Source organism: Amycolatopsis jiangsuensis, from assembly GCF_014204865.1.
In the GTDB taxonomy this organism is placed as follows: domain Bacteria; phylum Actinomycetota; class Actinomycetes; order Mycobacteriales; family Pseudonocardiaceae; genus Amycolatopsis; species Amycolatopsis jiangsuensis.
In genome coordinates, this window is record NZ_JACHMG010000001.1 from 2,587,549 (window position 1) to 2,606,126 (window position 18,578).

Genomic DNA, 18,578 nt, shown 5'->3' on the forward strand with positions numbered 1-18,578 from the left:
CGGCGCCCGGCACCGGCACGGCCGGTGTCCCCCGGCACGCGTACGCACCGTGGGGGCGGCGAGCCAAAAACCCGCGGATGGACCATGCTGGGACCCACCATGGGTGAGGTGAAACCGGACAGCGGGACGGCCGCGTCGGATCAGAGGCGGCCGAACCGCGCGCAGCCGGACCGGCTGCCGCCGGACGAGGCACGACGGGACCCGGCGCGGTCACTCGAGACTCGGCCGGACCCGGCGCGATCGCCCGAAGCTCGGCCGGACCGGACGCCACCCGGCACCCGGTCCCCGGAAGGCCCGCCGCCGGACACCCGGTCACCCGGCACTCCCCCACCGTCCACCGAGTCACCGTCCACCCAGTCACCAGCCACCCAGCCCGGAAACGCCGTGCCCGAGAACCCACCGCCCGCCGCCGCGCCGCCGGATCCGCCGCCGGCGCAGCCGGAGAAGGCCGCCCGCAAGGGACCGTGGCGGCTCCTCACGCGCACCCTCGCGAAAGCATGGGACGGCAACATCTTCTCCGAGGCCGCCGAGGCCGCGTTCTGGCAGACGCTGTCCCTGCCGCCGCTGCTGCTCGGGCTGCTGGGCAGCCTCGGGTTCATCGGCGAATGGTTCGGCCAGGGCGTGGTGAGCGCGGTGCACGACCGGATCATCACCTTCTGCCGCACCATCTTCAGCCAGAACGCGGTGCAGGAGATCATCGAGCCGACGGTGAACAGCATCCTCACCGTCGGCAAGGGCGAGATCGTGTCGATCGGTTTCGTCATCTCGCTGTGGGCGGGATCGTCGGCGATGTCGTCGTTCGTGGACGCGATCACCGTGGCGCACGACCAGTACGGCGTGCGCAACGAGGTGTGGCAGCGGATCTTCGCGCTGCTGCTGTACCTGTGCGGCCTGATCGTGCTCGTGATCGGGCTGCCGCTGCTCGCGATCGGGCCGGACCTGCTGCCGGAGTTCTTCCCGGACGCGTGGCGGCCGACGGTGTCGTCCTGGGTGGGCACGCTCTACTACCCGGTGCTCGGCGTGATGATCGTGCTGGCGCTGACCACGCTGTACAAGCTCGCGCTGCCGCGCCGGCTGCCGTGGCGCCGCGGGCTGCCCGGCGCGGTACTGGCCATGGTGGTGTTCCTGGTGTCCAGTATCGGGCTGCGCATCTACCTCAACTGGATCACCAAGACCGGCTACACCTACGGTGCGCTGGCCGCCCCGATCGCGTTCCTGCTGCTGATGTTCTTCATCGGGCTCGCGGTGGTCGGCGGCGCCTACTTCAACAGCGCGATCCAGGAACTGTGGCCGGCCCGCCCGACGCGGCGCCAGCGGCGCAAATGGCGCCGGCTGGAAATGGAGCGCGCCGGCGAACGGATGCGTGCCGAGGAGGGCCGCCGGCTGTGGGACCGCACCACGATGCCGCTGCGCCGGCCCCGGCACCCCGGCGACGGGCACGACGAGCAGGACCCGCCGCACCCGTCGTGAGGTACTACTGCTGGAAACGCCAGGTCTTGCTGTCGACCGCCACGCACACGCCCGGCGACACGACCACGACCCGCAGGGTGCCGTCCCGCTCGTCGAAGTCGATGCCCTCGGTCTCGAAGTCACCGTCGCACGAGCTTTCCAGCGGCAGCTGACCGAGCGAGGTCACGTGCCCGTCAACGTCCGAGCCGGACAGCTCGCCGTCCAGGTCGACCTGCAGCAGTGGCTTGGTGGTGTCGAAGAGGCTGCCGTCCGGATCGTCGGAGGAGCACAGCAGCCGGGTGCCGGACACGAAGTCACAGCCCTGGACGTCGCGCACCTGGTGGTCGAGGCGCACGGAGAAGGCGAAGGGCAGGTCCTTGCCCGGATCGGTGGCCGCGACGCCGGGCATCGGGTAGACCAGCAGCCGGTCCATCGTGCCCCATTCGCCCGACACCAGCCACTTCGCGTCCGGTGAGACCGCCGCGAAGGAGTTGTTGTCGGCCTCCCACGATTCCAGCTCGTGCCGGTAGTCGGCGCGGGTGCCGTCGGGAGCTTCGACCCGGTAGAGCTTCGCGCCCCGGTCGTCGCGCTGGTAGGGCTCGACGTACCAGCCCTTCGCGGATCCGGGGTCGCCGAGGTGGCTCCAGCCCTGCGTGGCGAGGCCGGGGTCGACGGTGCCGACCCCGGTGTAGCGGATGGACGTGCCCGAGGACCGCTCGACGGTGGCCAGGCCCTGGCTCTCGTCCAGCGGGCGGGCCCGGTCCGAGCCGACGGTGGTCCACCCGGTGACGGCCCCTGCCGTCCCGGGTACCACCGCGGCGAGCAGCACGACAAGCGAAACGACGATCCCGGTTCTGCGCATCCGGTACTCCTGGGGAGAGGGAACTGGCGACGCGCAGCAGATCTATCAGCCCGGCACCGGGGGCACAGCCACCGCGTGAAGGCTTTTCACATTCGTTCGCCCAGGAGTGCCCGGTCGCGCCGGGTGGTCAGTCGTCGCCGCCGGGACGGAGGCCCTCGTAGATCTTCTTGCACTTCGGGCAGACCGGCGCGCCCGGCTTCGGCGAGCGGGTGACCGGGAAGACCTCACCGCACAGCGCCACCACGTGCGAGCCCATGACCGCGCTTTCGGCGATCTTGTTCTTGCGCACGTAGTGGAACATCTTCGGGGTGTCTTCGTCGGTCGACTCGGTGCTGTCGGTCTCCGGCTTGGTCAGCGTCTCGGTGCTCACCCCACCATCATGCCTCAGCCGCACCGCCCCCGGAACGCCCGCACACGCCCCGGCCGCTCAGCGATCCGGATCGGCGACGAGGTCCACCTCGACCTCGTCGCCTGCGCCCCGTCCGGTGTTCTTCCGGGTCTCGGCGTTGAACGAGACGAGGTAGCGCCCGCCCATCACCCCGATCGTCGTCCGGTAGCTGTAGCCACCGTCGACGGTGACGATCACGGGCACGCGCTTGCCCCGCCCGAAACCGAGCACGATCTCCTCGGGAACGACGATGCCGACGTTCTTGCCGCCGGTGGCCTCGAGGACGGTACGGAACGTGGTCATCACGCCTCCTGGGGTCGCGTTCGTTCGGAGACCACCGGGTGCGGGACGACCCGGTAGAGGTGCGCGGACGCGAGCGCGAGCCACAGCCAGCCGCCGAGCACGGCGAGCCACAGCAACGCGACCCCGGCCGGCGATCGCGCCAGCACGGCACCGCCGGCGAAGCCGACCAGCACCACGAGAGCACAGACCAGACCGAGGCGGGCAGCCCCGGTTTCGCCGCGCCGGGCGGCCCAGCGCGAGAACGCGGCCGCCGCCGCGGCGAGGCAGACGAAACCGACCGCGCCGAAGAGCAGATGCAGGATGCCGCCGGCCGATGCCGTCCCGCTGCCCGTGCCGGGCGGGAAGCCGTCCACAGGATCTGGACCGAAGGCCGCGCTGAGCACGAGACACCCGCCGTAAGCGCCGGTGAGCACGCCGATGGCGAGCCCGCGGCCGTCACGGACCGCGCGGAGCACCCCGTAGGCCGCGGCCAGCGTCATCAGAGCCGACACGACGAAGACGGCCCGCTCGAGCCAGCCGTGTTCGCCGAGCATGAGCAGGCTCAGCGCATGCCTTGCCGGATCGAACCCCGGGCGGGTCAGCCCCAGCACCAGGCTCGTGACCACATACCAGGGGCCGGCGACGACACCCCAGCCCAGCAGGCTGCGGGTGACCGCGGCCGAGCGGTCGAAGGTGGCGGGATCGTGCGGCACGCGCTGATGGTAGCCACCGGGAACTGGACTGTCCAGTTCCCGCCGTTATGATGACCGGCATGAGTGTCCGCCCAGACGAGCCGCCGACCGGGCGCACGGCGCAGAAGCGCCAGGCCATTCGCGCGGAGGCGACCACGCTGTTCCTGCGGCACGGTTTCCGGGGCACGAGCATGGACGAGATCGCGTCCGCGGCGGGAGTTTCGAAGCAGACCGTGTACAAGCAGTTCACCGGCAAGGAGCGGCTCTTCCGGGACATCGTGGAAGGCGTGGCACGCAATTCGGACACCGTGGTCCTGCGCATCACCGGGAGCTTCGGCGACCCGCCGGCCGGCACCCGGGAGGAGCTCGAGAGCAGGCTCGCCGCAGTGGCGCGCGCGTACCTCGACGGCGTTCTGCAGGAGCACGTCCTGTCCCTGCGGCGGCTCATCATCGCCGAGGCCGAGCAGTTTCCCGACCTCGCCGTCAGCTATTACGAGCAGGCGCCTTCGCGGGGCATCGAGGTCACCGCGCAGTGCCTGGAGCCCTATGTCGCCTCGGGGCTGCTCGCGGCGGACGACCTTCGGCTGGCCGCCGCGCAGTTCGCCTACTTGGCCCTTTCGCCGGCTCAGGACCGGGCCATGTTCGTGCCCTCGAAGCTCCCGTCTTCGCGCGAACGCGACCGCCTCGCGGCGGCGGCCGCCCGGATGTTCCTGGCCGCCTACGGCAGGTAGCGGACCCGCTGCCGCGCGGGTCCCGGCGATCACCGATGATGTCCGTCCGTGACCACACAGACTCCGCTGTCCCTCACTGACGAGGTCGCCTCGGCGTTGCGCGACGGTCACCCCGTCGTCGCGCTCGAGAGCACCATCCTTTCCCACGGCCTGCCCCATGGGCGGAACCTCGACGTCGCCCTGCGGCTGGAGCAGGTGGTGCGCGACGGCGGCGCGGTGCCGGCCACTATCGCGGTGCTCGACGGACGGCTGGTGATCGGCCTGTCCCGCGCCGAACTGGAGCGCGTGTGCGCACCCGATGCGGGGCTGGAGAAGCTGTCGTTGCGCGATCTCGGCCCCGCGGCCGGTCTGCGCCGCTCCGGCGCGACCACGGTGGCCGCCACGTCCGCGCTCGCCGCGGCGGCCGGGATCGGCGTGTTCGCCACCGGCGGGCTCGGCGGGGTGCATCTCGGCGCCGCGCAGAGCTGGGACGTGTCGGCCGATCTCGGGGTGCTCGCGAAGGTACCGACCGTGGTCGTGTGTTCCGGGGTCAAGTCCGTGCTCGACATCGCGGCCACCCTGCAGGTGCTGGAAACGCGTTCGGTGCCGGTGCTCGGCTACCGCACCGACGACTTCCCGGCGTTCTACCGGCGTTCGTCGGGGCATCCGGTCGGCTGGCGCGTGGAGGACCCGGAGCAGGCCGCCGCGGTGATCTCCGCACACCGCGGCTTCGCCGATTCGGGAGTACTGCTCACCAACCCGATCCCGCCGGAGTCCGAAATGGACAGTGCGCTGCACGATCGGCTGCTTCGCGAGGGGCTGGCCAAGCTCGACCGCGACGGGGTGCACGGCGCGGAGGTGACGCCGGTGCTGCTGGAGCACTTCCACACCGGAAGCGGCGGCGTGAGCATCGACGCGAACGAGGCGCTGGTGCTGTCCAACTCCGCGCTCGCCGCCGAAGTGGCGGTGGCGCTGTCATGACCGGCATCGTGGTGGTCGGCGACGCCGGCCTTGACGTGGTGGCCCGGCACGACCAGCCGCTTCCCTACGGCGGGGACGCCCGGGCGCAGGTGCGCTTCACCGGCGGTGGTTCGGGTGCCAACACCGCACTGTGGCTGCGATCTCTGGGCGCGGACACCACGCTCGTGGCCCGCGTCGGCGACGACTCCGGTGGCCGGCTGATCCGCGCCGAGCTGGAAGAGGCGGGCGTGCGCTGCGCGTTCGCGGTCGACGAGGAGGCGGCCACCTGCTGTGTCGTCGTGCTCGTGGACGGTGCGGGCCAGCGCAGCATGCTCGCCGACCGCGGCGCGAACAAGCGGTTCTCCCCCGCCGACGTCACGTCCGAGGCGCTGGCCGGGGCGAGTCACCTGCACCTGTCCGGATACGTGCTGCTCGACCCGTCGTCGCGCGCGGCCGGGCTGGCTTCGCTCGCCGCGGCGAAGGAGGCCGGGCTGACCACCTCGGTCGATCCGCAGGCCGCAGCGCACATCCACGATCCGGCGGCGTTCCTGGCCGACGTCCACGGGACCGACCTGCTGATGCCGAACACCGAGGAACTGGTGGCGCTCACCGGGTCGGCCGATCCGCGGTCCGCGGCGGAGCTGCTCGGCACGGCGGGCGCCGTCGTGGTCACCGCCGGGCTGGACGGCGCCAGCTGGGTCGACGCCGACGGCGTCACCGCGGTCCCCGCGATCGAAGCCGACTGCGTGGACTCGACCGGCGCGGGCGACGCCTTCGACGCCGGGGTGCTCACCACCTGGCTGGCCGGGAAGTCCACAGTGGACGTCCTGCGCGCGGGCACCCGGCTGGGTGCGCTGGCGGTGAGCCGGATGGGGCCGCAACCCTGACCCTCGCGGCCGGTCCGGCCCGGCGTCAGCCGTCGATCACGCGGTGGTCGCGTTGCTCGATCTGCCCGGCTTCCCGTGCGTAGCGGTTCACGTTCTCCGACTTGCGCGGCGGGCGGTCGTTCGCGACCAGCACCGCGACCCACGGCAGCGGGATGGAGATGACGAGGAACGTGAGCGCCAGCCACCACGTGTGGTAGGTCAGGCCGGCCAGGATGAGGCACGGGATGCGGCAGACCATCATCGTGACGTACTTGCGTTTCCGGGTCGCCAGCTGTTCCTCGTATGAGGGTTCGGCCTCGGTGATCAGGACCGCCGGGCGGGGCTCCGGTCCTTCGGCGGGCGCGTTCACGGCACCACCTCCGGTTCCCATGCTCCCACTCATGCCGGCCTCCCGGTAGCCGGGTGGGGGAACCGGGACAGCGCGGCGACCACCAGCGTTTCGACGCCGGTGCGCAGCGTCGGGTGCAGGATCGGCGCGAAGCGTGGCGAGTGGTTCGAGGGCACGTCCTTCTCGAACCGGCCTTCGGTCATCGCGGTGATCACCTGCTGCGGATCGAACCCGCCGACCAGCCAGAACACCGAGGGCACCCCGGCTGCGCGGCCGAACTCGCCGAAGTCCTCACTCCCGGTGACCTGCGGTGCGGGCAGCGTGGCGTCGGCGCCGAAGTGCGCGCGGAAGGCCTCGGTCAGCTCGTCGGAAGCCGCTTCGTCGTTCGCGGTGACCGGGTAGGCGTTGAGCACCTCGATCGTGGGCGGCTTCGGCGCGTCCGCGGCGACGGCCTCGGCGTTCACGATCCGTTCGATGGCCGCGTGCAGCCGCTGCAGCACACCGTCGTCGAACGCGCGGGTGTTGACCTCCAGCACGGCGTCGTCCGCGATGACGTTGGCCGCGGTGCCCACGTGCAGGGACCCCACGGTGACCACGGCGGGCTCGGTCGCGGCGGTTTCGCGCGACACGACCGTCTGCAGCTTGAGCACCACGGAGGCGGCGAGCACCACCGGATCGACAGTGGTTTCCGGGCGTGAGCCGTGCCCGCCCCGTCCGTGCAGGGTGATCCGCAGGGATTCCGCGGCGGCCATGATCACGCCCGGCCGGGTGAGCACCCATCCGGCCGGCCCCGGTGCGATGTGCTGGCCGAACACGAAGTCGGGACGGCCGGCGAGGTCGAACAGCCCGTCACGGACCATGGCCGCGGCGCCGCCCGACCCCTCCTCGGCGGGCTGGAACACGGCGAGCAAGGTGCCGGACCACGCCTCACGGCCGGCCGCCAGGAGGTGCGCGGCGCCGGAGAGCCACGTGGCATGCATGTCGTGGCCGCACGCGTGCATCAGCGGCACGTCGTTCCCGTCGTCGTCCACGCCACGCGCGGTGCTCGCGTACGCAAGCCCAGTCTGTTCTTCGACCGGTAGCGCGTCGATGTCGGCACGCAGCAGCACGGTCGGTCCTTCGCCGTTGCGCAGCACGCCGACCACCCCGGTACGGCCGATCCCGGTGTGCACTTCGAAACCGTCTTCGGTCAGCCGACGGGCAAGCTCTGCCGCTGTACGCGTTTCCGTGAACGCGAGCTCGGGATGCTGGTGCAAATCGACGTACAGCGCTTCCAACCCGGGTAGTGCCGCCTCGAGGGATGAGAGGACACGGCCGGTGGTTTCGGTGGTCACGGGAGTCATCGTGGCAGGCTTACCCACCGTGCGCACGAACACACCTCTGCCCGACCTGTCCGACGACGTCTGCGCGCGGCTGCGCGAAGCATTCCGACGTGCCAGCTACGACGCCGACGGTGTCGTAGCTGCCCTCGGCGGCGCCGCGCACGCGGCGCTCGGCCGCGGCGAACCCGAGCCCGCCCGTCGCGCCAGCCTCGACGCCGGCGAACTCGGCTCTCTCATCCGGCTGTTCCTCCTCGGGCTTACCGAACCGGAGAAGGCCGTTTCGGCCGCCTTCGCGCCACTCAGCGTGGCCGACGCCGTCGCAGCGGGCATCTTGCGCGCCGAAGGCGAGGGATTCGCGGCAGCCTTGGACATCCGTCCCCACGGTGACGAAGAAGACTCCTGGTGGGTCGTCTCGGACCTCGACGCCGACATGCTCGGCCACACCGTGCCCGAGGACCACGTGCTCGGCGTCGGGCACGCCTCACTCAGCCTGATCCGCGCGACGAGCCGTAGGCCGGTCGGCAGCCTGCTGGACCTGGGCACCGGCAACGGCGTACAGGCACTTCACGCCACGCGGCACGCCCGGCGGGTGACCGCCACCGACGTGTCCGCCCGCGCCCTCGCGCTGGCCGCGGGCACGTTCCGGCTCAACGAGCTGGACGTGGAGCTGCTGCGCGGCGAGTGGTTCGCACCGGTCGCCCGCCGCAGGTTCGACCAGGTGGTGTGCAACCCGCCGTTCGTGGTCGGGCCGCCGCGGGTCGACTACACCTACCGCGACTCCGGCCTCGCCGGCGACGACGCGAGCGCGCTCGTCGTGCGGCAGCTGCCCGGTTTCCTCGAGGACGGCGGAGTGGGCCAGCTGCTCGCGTCATGGCTGCACCGCCGTGGCGAAGACTGGGCCGACCGTGTGACGCGCTGGCTGCCGGCGGGAACCGACGCCTGGTTCGTCCAGCGCGATGTCGCCGATCCGGGTCTGTACGTCGGCACCTGGCTGCGCGACGAGGGCATCGACCCGCGCTCACCGGAAGGCCGGGCGAAGGCGTCCGCGTGGCTCGACTGGTTCACCGAGAACGACGTACAGGGCATCGGCTTCGGCTTCGTCACGCTCCGCCGTACGGACAGCCGGACACCGACCGTCGTCTGCGAAGACCTTCGTCAGGCCTACGACGACCCGCTCGGCCCGGAAGCCGCGAACTGGCTCGACCGCGTCGAATGGCTGCGCACCCACGGCGATGACCTGCTGGACAGCACGTTCCGGGTGCCGGACACCGTGCTGCTGGAACGCGTCGACGCACCGGGCGACGAAGGCTGGGAGACGACCGTGCAGCGGCTGCACCGCACGGACGGGCCCGGATGGCAGCACGAGGTCGACGAGCTCACCACCCGCCTGCTCGCCGGCTGCCGCGGCGCACTGCCCCTCACCGACCTGCTCGAACTGCTGGCCGCCGCGCAGGGATTGGCGGTGGACGAGCTGGCCACCGCCGCGCTGCCGGTGGTCCGCGAACTCGTCCGGCACGGGATGCTCGTGCCGTCGGCGCGATGAGGGCGGTGGTGGCGCGGGTCACCCGCGCGAAAGTGACCGTTGCAGACGAGGTGGTCGGCGCGATCGATGAACCGGGATTACTGGTGCTGCTGGGCATCCACACCGGCGACGATCCCGCGAAAGCGGTCACCATGGCACGGAAGCTGCACGAATTGCGATTGCTCCGGGACGAGGAGTCCTGCGCCACCGCCGGCGCGCCACTGCTCGTGGTGTCGCAATTCACGCTCTACGGCGACACCCGCAAGGGCCGCCGCCCGTCGTGGACCGCGGCCGCCCGGCCGGAAGCGGCGGAACCCCTTGTCGAAGCGGTGGTCGGCGAGCTGCGCGAGCGCGGTGCGACGGTGGCCACCGGACGATTCGGCGCGATGATGGCCGTGGAAAGCGTCAACGACGGACCGTTCACCGTCCTGATTGAGGTCTAGACCACGTTTCGGATCCGCCACCGCGGGGAATTACCTCGCACATTTCCCCGCCCGGACGAGGTTTCTCAGCAAAACCTCAGTTTTGGTGGAGCAACCGCGCGCCCTCCCGATCCGTCTTCCCTGTGACGAACCGGGAACGTTTTCCCGACCCGGAGCGTTGACATCGGTGTCCAGCCAAGCCGGCTGGGCCCGCGGACGGGATTCCACAGGCCTCTTCCGTGGGCAGCACACCGGCGAGACACGTTCAGCCCGTGACCGGGGAGGCAGAATGTCAGTCCAGACTCTCGAACGCGAAGCGCGCGGGATTCGCGAGCGCGGGATTCCAGCACCGCAGACCGAGGAGCCGATGAGCGCGGGGGTGCTCACCGACGCCGACCTCGATGCCCAGAGCCCGGCCGCCGACCTGGTGCGCGTGTACCTCAACGGCATCGGCAAGACCGCCCTGCTCACCGCCTCCGACGAGGTCGAACTCGCGAAGCGGATCGAGGCGGGCGTGTTCGCCCAGCACATGCTGGACACGGCCGAGGACCTCACCGGCCAGCGCCGCCGGGAGCTGTCCGCGCTCGTGCGCGACGGCCACCGCGCCAAGAACCACCTGCTCGAGGCCAACCTGCGGCTCGTGGTGTCGCTGGCCAAGCGCTACACCGGCCGGGGGATGCCGCTGCTGGACCTGATTCAGGAGGGCAACCTGGGCCTGATCCGCGCGGTGGAGAAGTTCGACTACTCCAAGGGGTTCAAGTTCTCCACCTACGCCACCTGGTGGATCCGTCAGGCCATCACCCGCGGCATGGCCGACCAGGGCCGCACCATCCGGCTGCCGGTGCACCTCGTCGAGCAGGTGAACAAGCTCGCCCGCATCCGGCGTGACCTGCACCAGCAGCTCGGCCGCGACGCCACCCACGAGGAGCTCGCCGCGGAATCCGGCATCCCGGAGCACAAGATCTCCACCCTGCTCGACCAGTCCCGCGACCCGGTCAGCCTCGACATGCCGGTCGGCACCGAGGAAGACGCCCCGCTCGGCGACTTCATCGAGGACTCCGAAGCGACCGACGCGGAAAACGCGGTGATCTCCGGGCTCCTGCAGGACGACCTGCGCCGCGTCCTCGGCACCCTCGACGACCGGGAACAGCACGTCATCCGGCTGCGCTACGGCCTCGACGACGGCCAGCCCCGCACCCTCGACCAGATCGGCAAGCACTTCGGTCTCTCCCGGGAACGAGTCCGCCAGATCGAGCGCGAGGTCATGGCCAAACTGCGCCAAGGCGAACGAGCCGACCGGCTGCGCGCCTACGCGAGTTGATGCGGAGGGCGTGGGCGAGGCGTGCTCGCGCAGCGCGCTCGCCCGTGCCCCCGCATCACGCGTTCTTGTGGGGGTCGAACTTCCACACCTCCGTCAGGCGGGCAAGCCTCTTGGACCACGGCGGTGGTCGCCTGTCGTAGTCACCGCCGGTGGTCACGTCTCATCGCGAGGCCGCCCCGGTGGCCGTCACGCGCGTTGCCGCATGACCCACTGTAGTTGAGCGATCGCATAACGTTGCGGTTTCGGTTGCCCGGGATGCTGGGACTTCCGGGTGAGGTTCCGGTTTGGCCGCCTCGGCGAGTGGGTAGCAAGCGGGGGCGACTTTCGCCCGGGCGGCACAGGGCGGGTCGGTGAGGCCACGCGGGTGGATGTGTGCGCAGCCACGCCGCTTTCCCCGGGAGGTCGGGTCCGTCGGGGTGGGCCCGGCCTCCCGACCCAAACCCCCGGCACTGCAGTCCCGCACCACAGCCGGGGCACCAGCACGCGGAGCACCACACTCGAAGCACCACGGTCCGGCGCCGCAGTGCGGCATCTCCACAGTCAGCCCCGTGTGCCATCCCACAGTCAGCGCAGCGCGGCATCCCCTCCGCGCCACCGCTCCGCGCCATCCCCCACAGTCGCCGCAGTGCGCCACTCCCCTTGCGCCATCCCCAGCGCGCCGCCCCCTTGCGCCACTCCCGTGCGCCATCCCACAGTCAGCCCCACGGCGGCGCGGACCCCGCGCAGGTGCTGAGTACCGTGGGCGGATCCCGATCAGGGCAAAGGAGCCTGGCTGTGCCGTCCACCACGTTTCAGCACACCGAAGTCCTGCCGCTGGGCACGGACTCCACCACCGAGTACCGGCTGGTCACCGCCGACGGCGTCGAGACCGTCGAAGCCGCCGGCCGGACCTTCCTCAAGGTCGACCCCGCAGCACTCACCACGCTCGCGCGCACGGCCATCACCGACATCCAGCACCTGCTGCGCACCTCGCACCTGGCCCAGCTGCGCTCGATCGTCGACGACCCCGAGGCCAGCGGCAACGACCGGTTCGTCGCGATGGATCTGCTGCGCAACGCTGCCATCTCGGCAGGCGGCGTGCTGCCGATGTGCCAGGACACCGGCACCGCCATCGTCATCGGCAAACGCACCGAAGGCGTGCTGTCCGGCGGCGACGACGAACGCGCCCTCTCGCAGGGCATCTTCGACGCCTACCAGCAGCTCAACCTGCGTTACTCGCAGATGGCGCCGCTGAACTTCTGGGAAGAACGCAACACCGGCACCAACCTCCCGGCCCAGGTCGAGCTCTACCACAAGGACGGGGTGGGCGACCCGTCGTACGAGTTCCTGTTCATGGCCAAGGGCGGCGGCAGCGCCAACAAGACCTTCCTGTACCAGGAGACCAAGGCGGTACTGAATCCCAAGCGGCTCGCCCGGTTCCTGGACGAGAAGCTGCGCGGCCTCGGCACCGCCGCGTGCCCGCCGTACCACCTGGCGATCGTCGTCGGCGGGATGTCGGCCGAGTTCAACCTCAAGGTCGCGAAGCTGGCCTCCGCCCGCTACCTCGACACCCTGCCGACCGAGGGTTCCGAGCTGGGCCACGCGTTCCGTGACCCGGACCTCGAGCAGCAGGTGCTCGAGATGACCCGCCAGTTCGGCATCGGCGCGCAGTTCGGCGGCAAGTACTTCTGCCACGACGTGCGCGTGATCCGGCTCCCCCGGCACGGCGCCAGCTGCCCGGTCGGTATCGCCGTGTCCTGTTCGGCCGACCGCCAGGCCAAGGCGAAGATCACCGGCGAGGGCGTGTTCATCGAGCAGCTCGAACGCGATCCCGCCCGGTTCCTGCCCGAGGTCACCGAGGACGACCTGTCCGACGAGGTCGTCGACGTCGACCTGAACCGCCCGATGGACGAGATCCGCGCCCAGCTGTCCCGGCTGCCGGTGAAGACCCGGCTCTCGCTCACCGGCCCGCTGGTGGTCGCGCGCGACATCGCGCACGCGAAGATCGCCGAACGCCTCGACGCGGGTGAGGACATGCCGCAGTACCTGCGTGATCACCCGGTGTACTACGCGGGCCCGGCGAAAACCCCGGACGGATACGCGTCCGGTTCGTTCGGCCCCACCACGGCCGGGCGGATGGACTCCTACGTCGCCCAGTTCCAGGCCGCCGGCGGCTCGCTGGTGATGCTCGCCAAGGGCAACCGCTCGAAGCAGGTCACCGCCGCCTGCCAGGAGCACGGCGGTTTCTACCTCGGCTCGATCGGCGGCCCGGCCGCCCGGCTGGCGAAGGACTGCATCAAGAAGGTCGACGTGCTCGAGTACGCCGAGCTCGGCATGGAAGCAGTCTGGCGGATCGAGGTGGAGGACTTCCCCGCGTTCATCGTGATCGACGACAAGGGCGACGACTTCTTCGCCGCGACGAGCGAACCGGTGCTGCAGATCAGCTTCCGCTGACCCGGTCCCCCGGTCCGTCCGTTCCGGACGGACCGGGTGCGGCGGCCAGCAGCGCGGTGATCCGGTCCAGCGTGGCGAGGTCGTCCGCCGAGAGCGCACGCAGCTCCGGCGGCGGCTCGCCCAGGATGCGCTCCGCCCGTCCGGCGGCCTCTTCGCCTGCCGGGGTCGCGGTGACGATCCGGAGCCTGCGGTCGTCCGGATGCGATTCCCGGACCACGAGCCCCCGCCGGACCAGCTCGTCGACCACCAGCGTGGTGTACGGGCGATCGGTGTTCAGGTGCTCGGTCAGCTCCCGCATCGTCAGCGGCCCCGCAGTCGCCTTGCGCAGCGCCTTCACCTTGATGAAGCTCATGCCCAGCGCCTCCGCGGCCTTGCGGCGGCGATCGTGGCGCTCCAGCACCATCACCCGCAGCCGCGCCCACACCCGCACGGCGGGATCGTCGCTCATCGGGCCGGCACCGGTTCCGGGTCGAGGTCCGCGGCCACCCGGCGCGCGCTCGCCCGCGCCCGGCGACTGGTCGTCGCCAGGCCCAGCCCCAGCACCAGCACTCCGCATCCGGCGATGATCCACCAGCCGGCGTGGCTGGCTTCGGCCAGCCCCTCGCCGAACGAACCACCGACCCCCGCCGTGACGACCGCGCCGATCACCGCGACCCCGAACGAAACCCCCACCTGCCGGCTCGTCGAGGCGATCGCGGCCGCCACCCCGGCCTGCGCCCGCGGCATCCCGGAGACCGCCGCGTTGGTGATCGGCGCGTTGACCATGCCGAAGCCCAGACCGAACACGACGTACGCGACGACCAGCCACCACAGCGGCGTGTGCACGCTGATCACGGAAAGCAGGACCGCGGACACGGTCACCGCGGTACCCGCCACCGCCAGCGGCAGCCGAGCCCCGCGGGTGCCGACGATCCGCCCCGACAGCGGCCCCGCGATCGCGGTCACCACGGCCATCGGCAACGTGAGCAACCCGGCGTGCAGTGCGCTGTAGCCCCGGCTCTCCTGCAGGTAGAGCGTGTTGACGAAGAGGAAGCCGGCCAGCCCCGCGAAGGCGAAAATCGCGATCAACGTGGCGCCGGAAAACGGGAGGCTGCGGAAGAACTTCAGCTCCAGCAACGGTTCCGCGCGCCGCCGCTCGTAGGGCACCAGTATCGCCAGCGCGACCAGCGCCACGACGAAGGAAGCCAGGATCTGCGGCGAACCGTAGCCCGCGTCGCGGCCCTCGATGATCCCGTAGGTGAGACCGGCGAGGAACACGATCACCAGCAGCTGGCCCACCGGATCGAGCCGGCGCGCCCGCGGTGCCCGCGATTCCGGCACGAACGCGGCGGTGAGCACCACCGCGGCCAGTACCACCGGCACGTTGATCCAGAAGATCGTCCGCCAGCCCGCCGAGGCGACCAGCGCCCCGCCGACCACCGGGCCGACCGCCATGCTCAGGCCGTTCACCCCGCCCCAGACCCCGATCGCGCGGGCCCGTTCCCGGGGTTCGGTGAACGTGTTGGTGATGATCGACATCGCGACCGGGTTGAGCATCGAACCGCCGATCGCCTGCACCGCGCGGAACACGATGAGCGAGCCGACGTTCGGCGCCAGCCCGCACAGCAGCGAGCCGAGGCCGAACAGGACGAGCCCGGTCTGGAAGGTGCGCCGCCTGCCGAGCCGGTCGGCAGTGGAACCCGCCAGCATCAGCAGGCTCGCGAGCACCAGCGTGTAGGCGTCGATCGTCCACTGCAGACTCGACACGGAGGCGCCGAGGTCGTGCTGGATCGCCGGCAGCGCCAGGTTCACGATGGTGTTGTCCAAGCCCACGATGAACAGGCTCAGGCAGCAGACGGCGAGCACGATCTGCCGCCGCCGGTGATTCAGCTCAGGCATACCCCTCCAGCCGCGGTCGTTGTAGCTCTATAACAGTTATGAAGCTACAACCACCACGGCCGGTCGGGTCGGGGACGCGGCGCAGATCACTCCGGCCGGTTTCAACCGGGGAACAGCGCGCCGAGCCGGGCGAGGGTCTTTTCGATGCCCTCGGCGTTGCGCTTGGGGAAGCCGGCCAGCTCGATCGCGAACGGAACGCGCGCGGTGGACCAGTCGAACGTCTCGGTCACCCGGGTGTGCCCCTCGCCCTCGGGCTCGAGCAGCCAGCGCCAGCGGTGTCCGGAGAAGTGCCGCCACGCGATGAGCCGGTTCTCCTCGAACTCCACCACGGTGTTGCGGATGCGGTAGCTCGCGCCCATCTTCATGTCCATCCCGAAGGTCGAACCGAGCGAGAGCCGCGAGCTGCCCCGCGCGGCGCGGACGGTACCGGAGCCGTCGATGAGCGGGTGCTGCGCGGGGTCGGCGAGCAGCTCGAAGATCTGCTCCGGCGGCGCGGCGACGACCGCGGTGCGCGAAACCTGGCGAATTCCCATGTCCCGAACCCTAGGTCCGGTGGAGCGGGCCCGCGCGGTGCGGCTGCCGGGTGGCCGGAGAGGAGGTCACCCGGCAGCCGCCGCGGCGAAGCCGTCACCGGGGCGGCGACTTCTTCAGTACCACCGTCCGCTCACCGAGCGGAGCCGCCAGCGCCACCGAGATCACCGGATGACGCAGATCCATCGTGCACATCTTGCCGGTCTCGGCCTTGGTCTCGCTCAGGTTCACCACCACGTGCTGCGGGGTCTGCTCGACCGCCTCGCCGAGCGCGTGCTGGCAGCCGCCCTCCTCCGCGCGCACGACCAGGATCGTACCGCCGTTGGCGGTATAGACCTCGCGCGGGAACTGCTTCGGCAGGGCCGCGGCGTCGAGTTTGCCCGCCGGCACCGGATCACTGCCCGGCGGAACCTGGAACTGCGGTTTGCCCGGTCCCGGCGTGGGCGTCGGCGACCCCGGCGAGGTCGACACGCTGCCACTCGGTGCCGCGGAGTCGCCCCCGGCCGCCGGAGCCGTGGCCATCGGCTGCTGACTGCCGCACGCCGTGGCCGTCGCGAGGATGATTGCCGTTCCGATCAGCTTCGTCGAGTACCTCATGCCCAGTGGGACGGAAGGACCGGCGCGGAGGGTTGCACGCTTTCACGGACCCGGCCGCAGTACGAGCTTCCGCGCTCCGAGCGGGGCGGCCAGCCGTACCGGCAACGGCGTCTCCTTCACGTGCATCGGGCACTTCTTCCCGTGCGACGACCTGGTAAGCGTGACGACCACGACGACCTGGCCGGACGTCTGTTCCGCCGCCGCCGCGCTCAGGTGGTCGCAGCCGGCTTGCTCGGCCTGGATCACGACGGTCGAGCCGCCCTCGGCGAGCGTCACGTCGCGCGGGTAGCCCGCGGGCAACGCCGAGACGTCGACCTGACCGGCGGCCGGAGCCCGGTCGCCGGCCGGCACCCCTTGCGTCGGGCGGCTCCTCGGCACACCCGACGGTGTGAGGTGACCCGGACCGGATCCGGCCGCGGGCAGGCCCGACGGCATCTGCGCTGCCGAACGCGAGGCGGTCGCAGGCTGCTCCCTTTGGCCGCGTTCTCCACCGCAAGCCGCCACCGCGAGCAGCAGCACACTCGTTCCCAGGATTTTTCCCGTCGTCCGCATGCCTTGCCGACGAAATCGAGGTCCGTCCGGTTGCACCACGAGCCGAATTTCCTCAGCCGGGCTAGCAGCGAATGCGGCCGGACACAAGGTGCCGGTGCGGAAGTCCCATTCGCTCCACCCCTCCCGAGCCGGACGACAACCGAGGCCGGGCGCGAAATCCGGGCTCGACTGGTGGTCTCGAAGTGTGCCCGGTCCGGCGAAGAATCCCGGTATCTCGCCCAAGAGTGGTTGTCCTCGTCCTGACGCTCTGATGTAGTCGCTTCGTCACCGAACGCAATCCCCGTCTTGGTGGAGCTGAAACTCCACAGTGGACAGAGGAAGGACGAATCCCGTGCCCGACAAGAGATCCATCAGCCTGCTCACTCACGTGGCGGCGGCCGTCACCGCACTCGCGGCCGCGGCCGGCCTCGCCACTCCCGCCGCGGCCGGTCCCGCCACGCCGGCCGCAACCGGAACCACGACTGGTCCCACAATCCCCACCACAGCCGGTGGCACCACCCCAGCCGCAACCGGATCCGCAACCCGCACCACAGCCGACCTCGCCGCGGCCGGGCAGCCACCCTCGGCCGACGGCACCCGGATCGTCGGCGGCAGCCGCGCCAGCCAGGGCGAGTTCCTGTGGATGGTCCGGCTGTCCATGGGCTGCGGCGGCGCGCTCTACACCGACCAGCTGGTGCTGACCGCCGCGCACTGCGTCTCGCGCACCGGCGACGACACGTCGATCACCGCCACCCTCGGAGCGGCCGACCTGCAGAGCCCGGACGCCCGCGTGGTGCGGTCCAGCGCCGTGTTCCGCTCCCCGACCTACGACACGACCGGCGGGGACTGGGCATTGATCAAGCTGGCCACCCCGGTCAGCGGAATCCCGACGCTGCCGGTCGCCACCTCGGGTGACTACGACGAAGGCACGTTCACCGTCGCCGGCTGGGGCGCCGCGTCGGAAAGTGGCGCGCAGCAACGTTATCTGCGAAAGGCGGAGGTCCCCTTCGTCAGCGACGCGACCTGCCGTTCCCAGGGCGGCGACTACGACTCCCTGAACCCGGACGCGGAGATCTGCGCAGGCGACGTCACCACCGGCGGCGTGGACACCTGCCAGGGCGACTCCGGCGGCCCGATGTTCCGCCGAGACACCACCGGCGAGTGGGTCCAGGTGGGCATCACGAGCTGGGGCACCGGCTGTGCCCGCGCCCACGCCCCCGGCGTGTACACCGAAGTGAGCAGCTTCGCTCCGGACATCGCGGCAGCAGCGAAGAACCTCTGACAGTGATGATGTTGGTGGTGACGCGGTTGGCGGGTCTGACCCGGCCTCTGACTGACGTCTTGACTGTCCTGTTTGGGATGTGTCGGCCCGCCGGGGGCGTCGCCACGCACGCGGCCGGACGGGTGTTTGTGACTTCATAGGAGCTTGGCCAGAAGCCCCGTCACTGTCTTGTCCACCCGCC

General features: G+C 70.9%; 20 protein-coding genes. 9 read left to right on the forward strand and 11 right to left on the reverse strand.

The genetic code is table 11. The annotated features are described in order from the left end of the window. Positions 1 to 384: 384 nt before the first annotated feature. A complete protein-coding gene (locus tag BJY18_RS11295; protein WP_312873817.1) occupies positions 385 to 1,470 on the forward strand; it encodes a YihY/virulence factor BrkB family protein in 1,086 nt (361 codons plus the stop codon). A gap of 4 nt (positions 1,471 to 1,474) precedes the next feature. Here the strand turns inward: BJY18_RS11295 and BJY18_RS11300 are convergent, their stop codons facing one another. The 4 genes from BJY18_RS11300 to BJY18_RS11315 all read right to left on the reverse strand — a co-directional run bounded on the left by BJY18_RS11300 (position 1,475) and on the right by BJY18_RS11315 (position 3,694). Continuing rightward, positions 1,475 to 2,311, reverse strand: a complete 837-nt coding sequence (locus tag BJY18_RS11300; protein WP_184779930.1) for a hypothetical protein — start codon at positions 2,309 to 2,311, stop codon at positions 1,475 to 1,477. A 127-nt stretch (positions 2,312 to 2,438) separates the two neighbouring features. Then, complete coding sequence (locus BJY18_RS11305; RefSeq protein ID WP_184779931.1) at positions 2,439 to 2,681, reverse strand: DUF3039 domain-containing protein; 243 nt, start codon at positions 2,679 to 2,681, stop codon at positions 2,439 to 2,441. A gap of 57 nt (positions 2,682 to 2,738) precedes the next feature. Continuing rightward, a complete protein-coding gene (locus tag BJY18_RS11310; protein ID WP_184779932.1) occupies positions 2,739 to 3,002 on the reverse strand; it encodes a DUF1905 domain-containing protein in 264 nt (87 codons plus the stop codon). Continuing rightward, positions 3,002 to 3,694, reverse strand: a complete 693-nt coding sequence (locus BJY18_RS11315; RefSeq protein WP_184779933.1) for a DUF998 domain-containing protein — start codon at positions 3,692 to 3,694, stop codon at positions 3,002 to 3,004. Before BJY18_RS11315 ends, BJY18_RS11310 begins: the two co-directional genes overlap by 1 nt. A gap of 59 nt (positions 3,695 to 3,753) precedes the next feature. On the opposite strand from BJY18_RS11315, the gene BJY18_RS11320 reads away from it, so the two are divergent. From BJY18_RS11320 to BJY18_RS11330, 3 genes are read left to right on the forward strand one after another with little or no spacing between them, the layout of a single operon-like run. Further along, the gene (locus BJY18_RS11320; RefSeq protein ID WP_184779934.1) at positions 3,754 to 4,404 is read left to right on the forward strand and encodes a TetR/AcrR family transcriptional regulator; all 651 of its coding nucleotides are present in this window, start codon (positions 3,754 to 3,756) and stop codon (positions 4,402 to 4,404) included. A 48-nt stretch (positions 4,405 to 4,452) separates the two neighbouring features. After that, on the forward strand, positions 4,453 to 5,364 hold the full coding sequence (locus BJY18_RS11325; RefSeq protein WP_184779935.1) for a pseudouridine-5'-phosphate glycosidase: 912 nt from the start codon (positions 4,453 to 4,455) through the stop codon (positions 5,362 to 5,364). Further along, positions 5,361 to 6,230, forward strand: coding sequence for a carbohydrate kinase family protein (locus BJY18_RS11330; RefSeq protein WP_184779936.1), 870 nt, complete (start codon positions 5,361 to 5,363; stop codon positions 6,228 to 6,230). Before BJY18_RS11325 ends, BJY18_RS11330 begins: the two co-directional genes overlap by 4 nt. Before the next feature lie 25 nt (positions 6,231 to 6,255). Here BJY18_RS11330 and BJY18_RS11335 read toward each other — a convergent pair whose 3' ends face one another. Further along, positions 6,256 to 6,600 (reverse strand): DUF3099 domain-containing protein, encoded by a 345-nt coding sequence (locus BJY18_RS11335; protein ID WP_184784557.1) that lies wholly within the window; start codon positions 6,598 to 6,600, stop codon positions 6,256 to 6,258. Positions 6,601 to 6,608: 8 nt separating this feature from the next. Continuing rightward, the gene (locus BJY18_RS11340) at positions 6,609 to 7,892 is read right to left on the reverse strand and encodes an amidohydrolase (RefSeq protein WP_376774654.1); all 1,284 of its coding nucleotides are present in this window, start codon (positions 7,890 to 7,892) and stop codon (positions 6,609 to 6,611) included. 46 nt (positions 7,893 to 7,938) lie between these two features. Here BJY18_RS11340 and BJY18_RS11345 point away from each other — a divergent pair, with 46 nt between their 5' ends. The 4 genes from BJY18_RS11345 to BJY18_RS11360 all read left to right on the forward strand — a co-directional run bounded on the left by BJY18_RS11345 (position 7,939) and on the right by BJY18_RS11360 (position 13,578). Beyond that, positions 7,939 to 9,423 (forward strand): DUF7782 domain-containing protein, encoded by a 1,485-nt coding sequence (locus BJY18_RS11345; RefSeq protein ID WP_184784558.1) that lies wholly within the window; start codon positions 7,939 to 7,941, stop codon positions 9,421 to 9,423. Next, positions 9,420 to 9,845 (forward strand): D-aminoacyl-tRNA deacylase, encoded by a 426-nt coding sequence (dtd, locus tag BJY18_RS11350; protein ID WP_184779938.1) that lies wholly within the window; start codon positions 9,420 to 9,422, stop codon positions 9,843 to 9,845. Before BJY18_RS11345 ends, dtd begins: the two co-directional genes overlap by 4 nt. Before the next feature lie 268 nt (positions 9,846 to 10,113). Further along, positions 10,114 to 11,145: a sigma-70 family RNA polymerase sigma factor gene (locus BJY18_RS11355; RefSeq protein WP_281393661.1), complete on the forward strand. Its 1,032-nt coding sequence runs from the start codon at positions 10,114 to 10,116 to the stop codon at positions 11,143 to 11,145. 774 nt (positions 11,146 to 11,919) lie between these two features. After that, positions 11,920 to 13,578, forward strand: a complete 1,659-nt coding sequence (locus tag BJY18_RS11360; protein WP_184779939.1) for a fumarate hydratase — start codon at positions 11,920 to 11,922, stop codon at positions 13,576 to 13,578. Here BJY18_RS11360 and BJY18_RS11365 read toward each other — a convergent pair. From BJY18_RS11365 to BJY18_RS11385, 5 genes are all read right to left on the reverse strand, one after another. Beyond that, a complete protein-coding gene (locus tag BJY18_RS11365; protein ID WP_184779940.1) occupies positions 13,565 to 14,026 on the reverse strand; it encodes a MarR family winged helix-turn-helix transcriptional regulator in 462 nt (153 codons plus the stop codon). The two genes, BJY18_RS11360 and BJY18_RS11365, sit on opposite strands and share 14 nt — an antisense overlap. Then, a complete protein-coding gene (locus BJY18_RS11370) occupies positions 14,023 to 15,456 on the reverse strand; it encodes an MFS transporter (protein WP_184779941.1) in 1,434 nt (477 codons plus the stop codon). The genes BJY18_RS11365 and BJY18_RS11370 overlap by 4 nt, the downstream gene beginning before the upstream one ends. Positions 15,457 to 15,557: 101 nt before the next feature. Further along, positions 15,558 to 15,989, reverse strand: a complete 432-nt coding sequence (locus tag BJY18_RS11375) for an SRPBCC family protein (RefSeq protein WP_184779942.1) — start codon at positions 15,987 to 15,989, stop codon at positions 15,558 to 15,560. 94 nt (positions 15,990 to 16,083) lie between these two features. Further along, positions 16,084 to 16,584, reverse strand: a complete 501-nt coding sequence (locus BJY18_RS11380; RefSeq protein ID WP_246458834.1) for a hypothetical protein — start codon at positions 16,582 to 16,584, stop codon at positions 16,084 to 16,086. 42 nt (positions 16,585 to 16,626) lie between these two features. After that, the gene (locus BJY18_RS11385; protein WP_246458836.1) at positions 16,627 to 16,962 is read right to left on the reverse strand and encodes a hypothetical protein; all 336 of its coding nucleotides are present in this window, start codon (positions 16,960 to 16,962) and stop codon (positions 16,627 to 16,629) included. Positions 16,963 to 17,608: 646 nt separating this feature from the next. Here BJY18_RS11385 and BJY18_RS11390 point away from each other — a divergent pair. Further along, positions 17,609 to 18,397 carry a S1 family peptidase gene (locus tag BJY18_RS11390; RefSeq protein WP_184784561.1) on the forward strand — a complete coding sequence of 263 codons (789 nt, stop codon included), beginning with the start codon at positions 17,609 to 17,611 and terminating at the stop codon, positions 18,395 to 18,397. Positions 18,398 to 18,578: the final 181 nt, after the last annotated feature.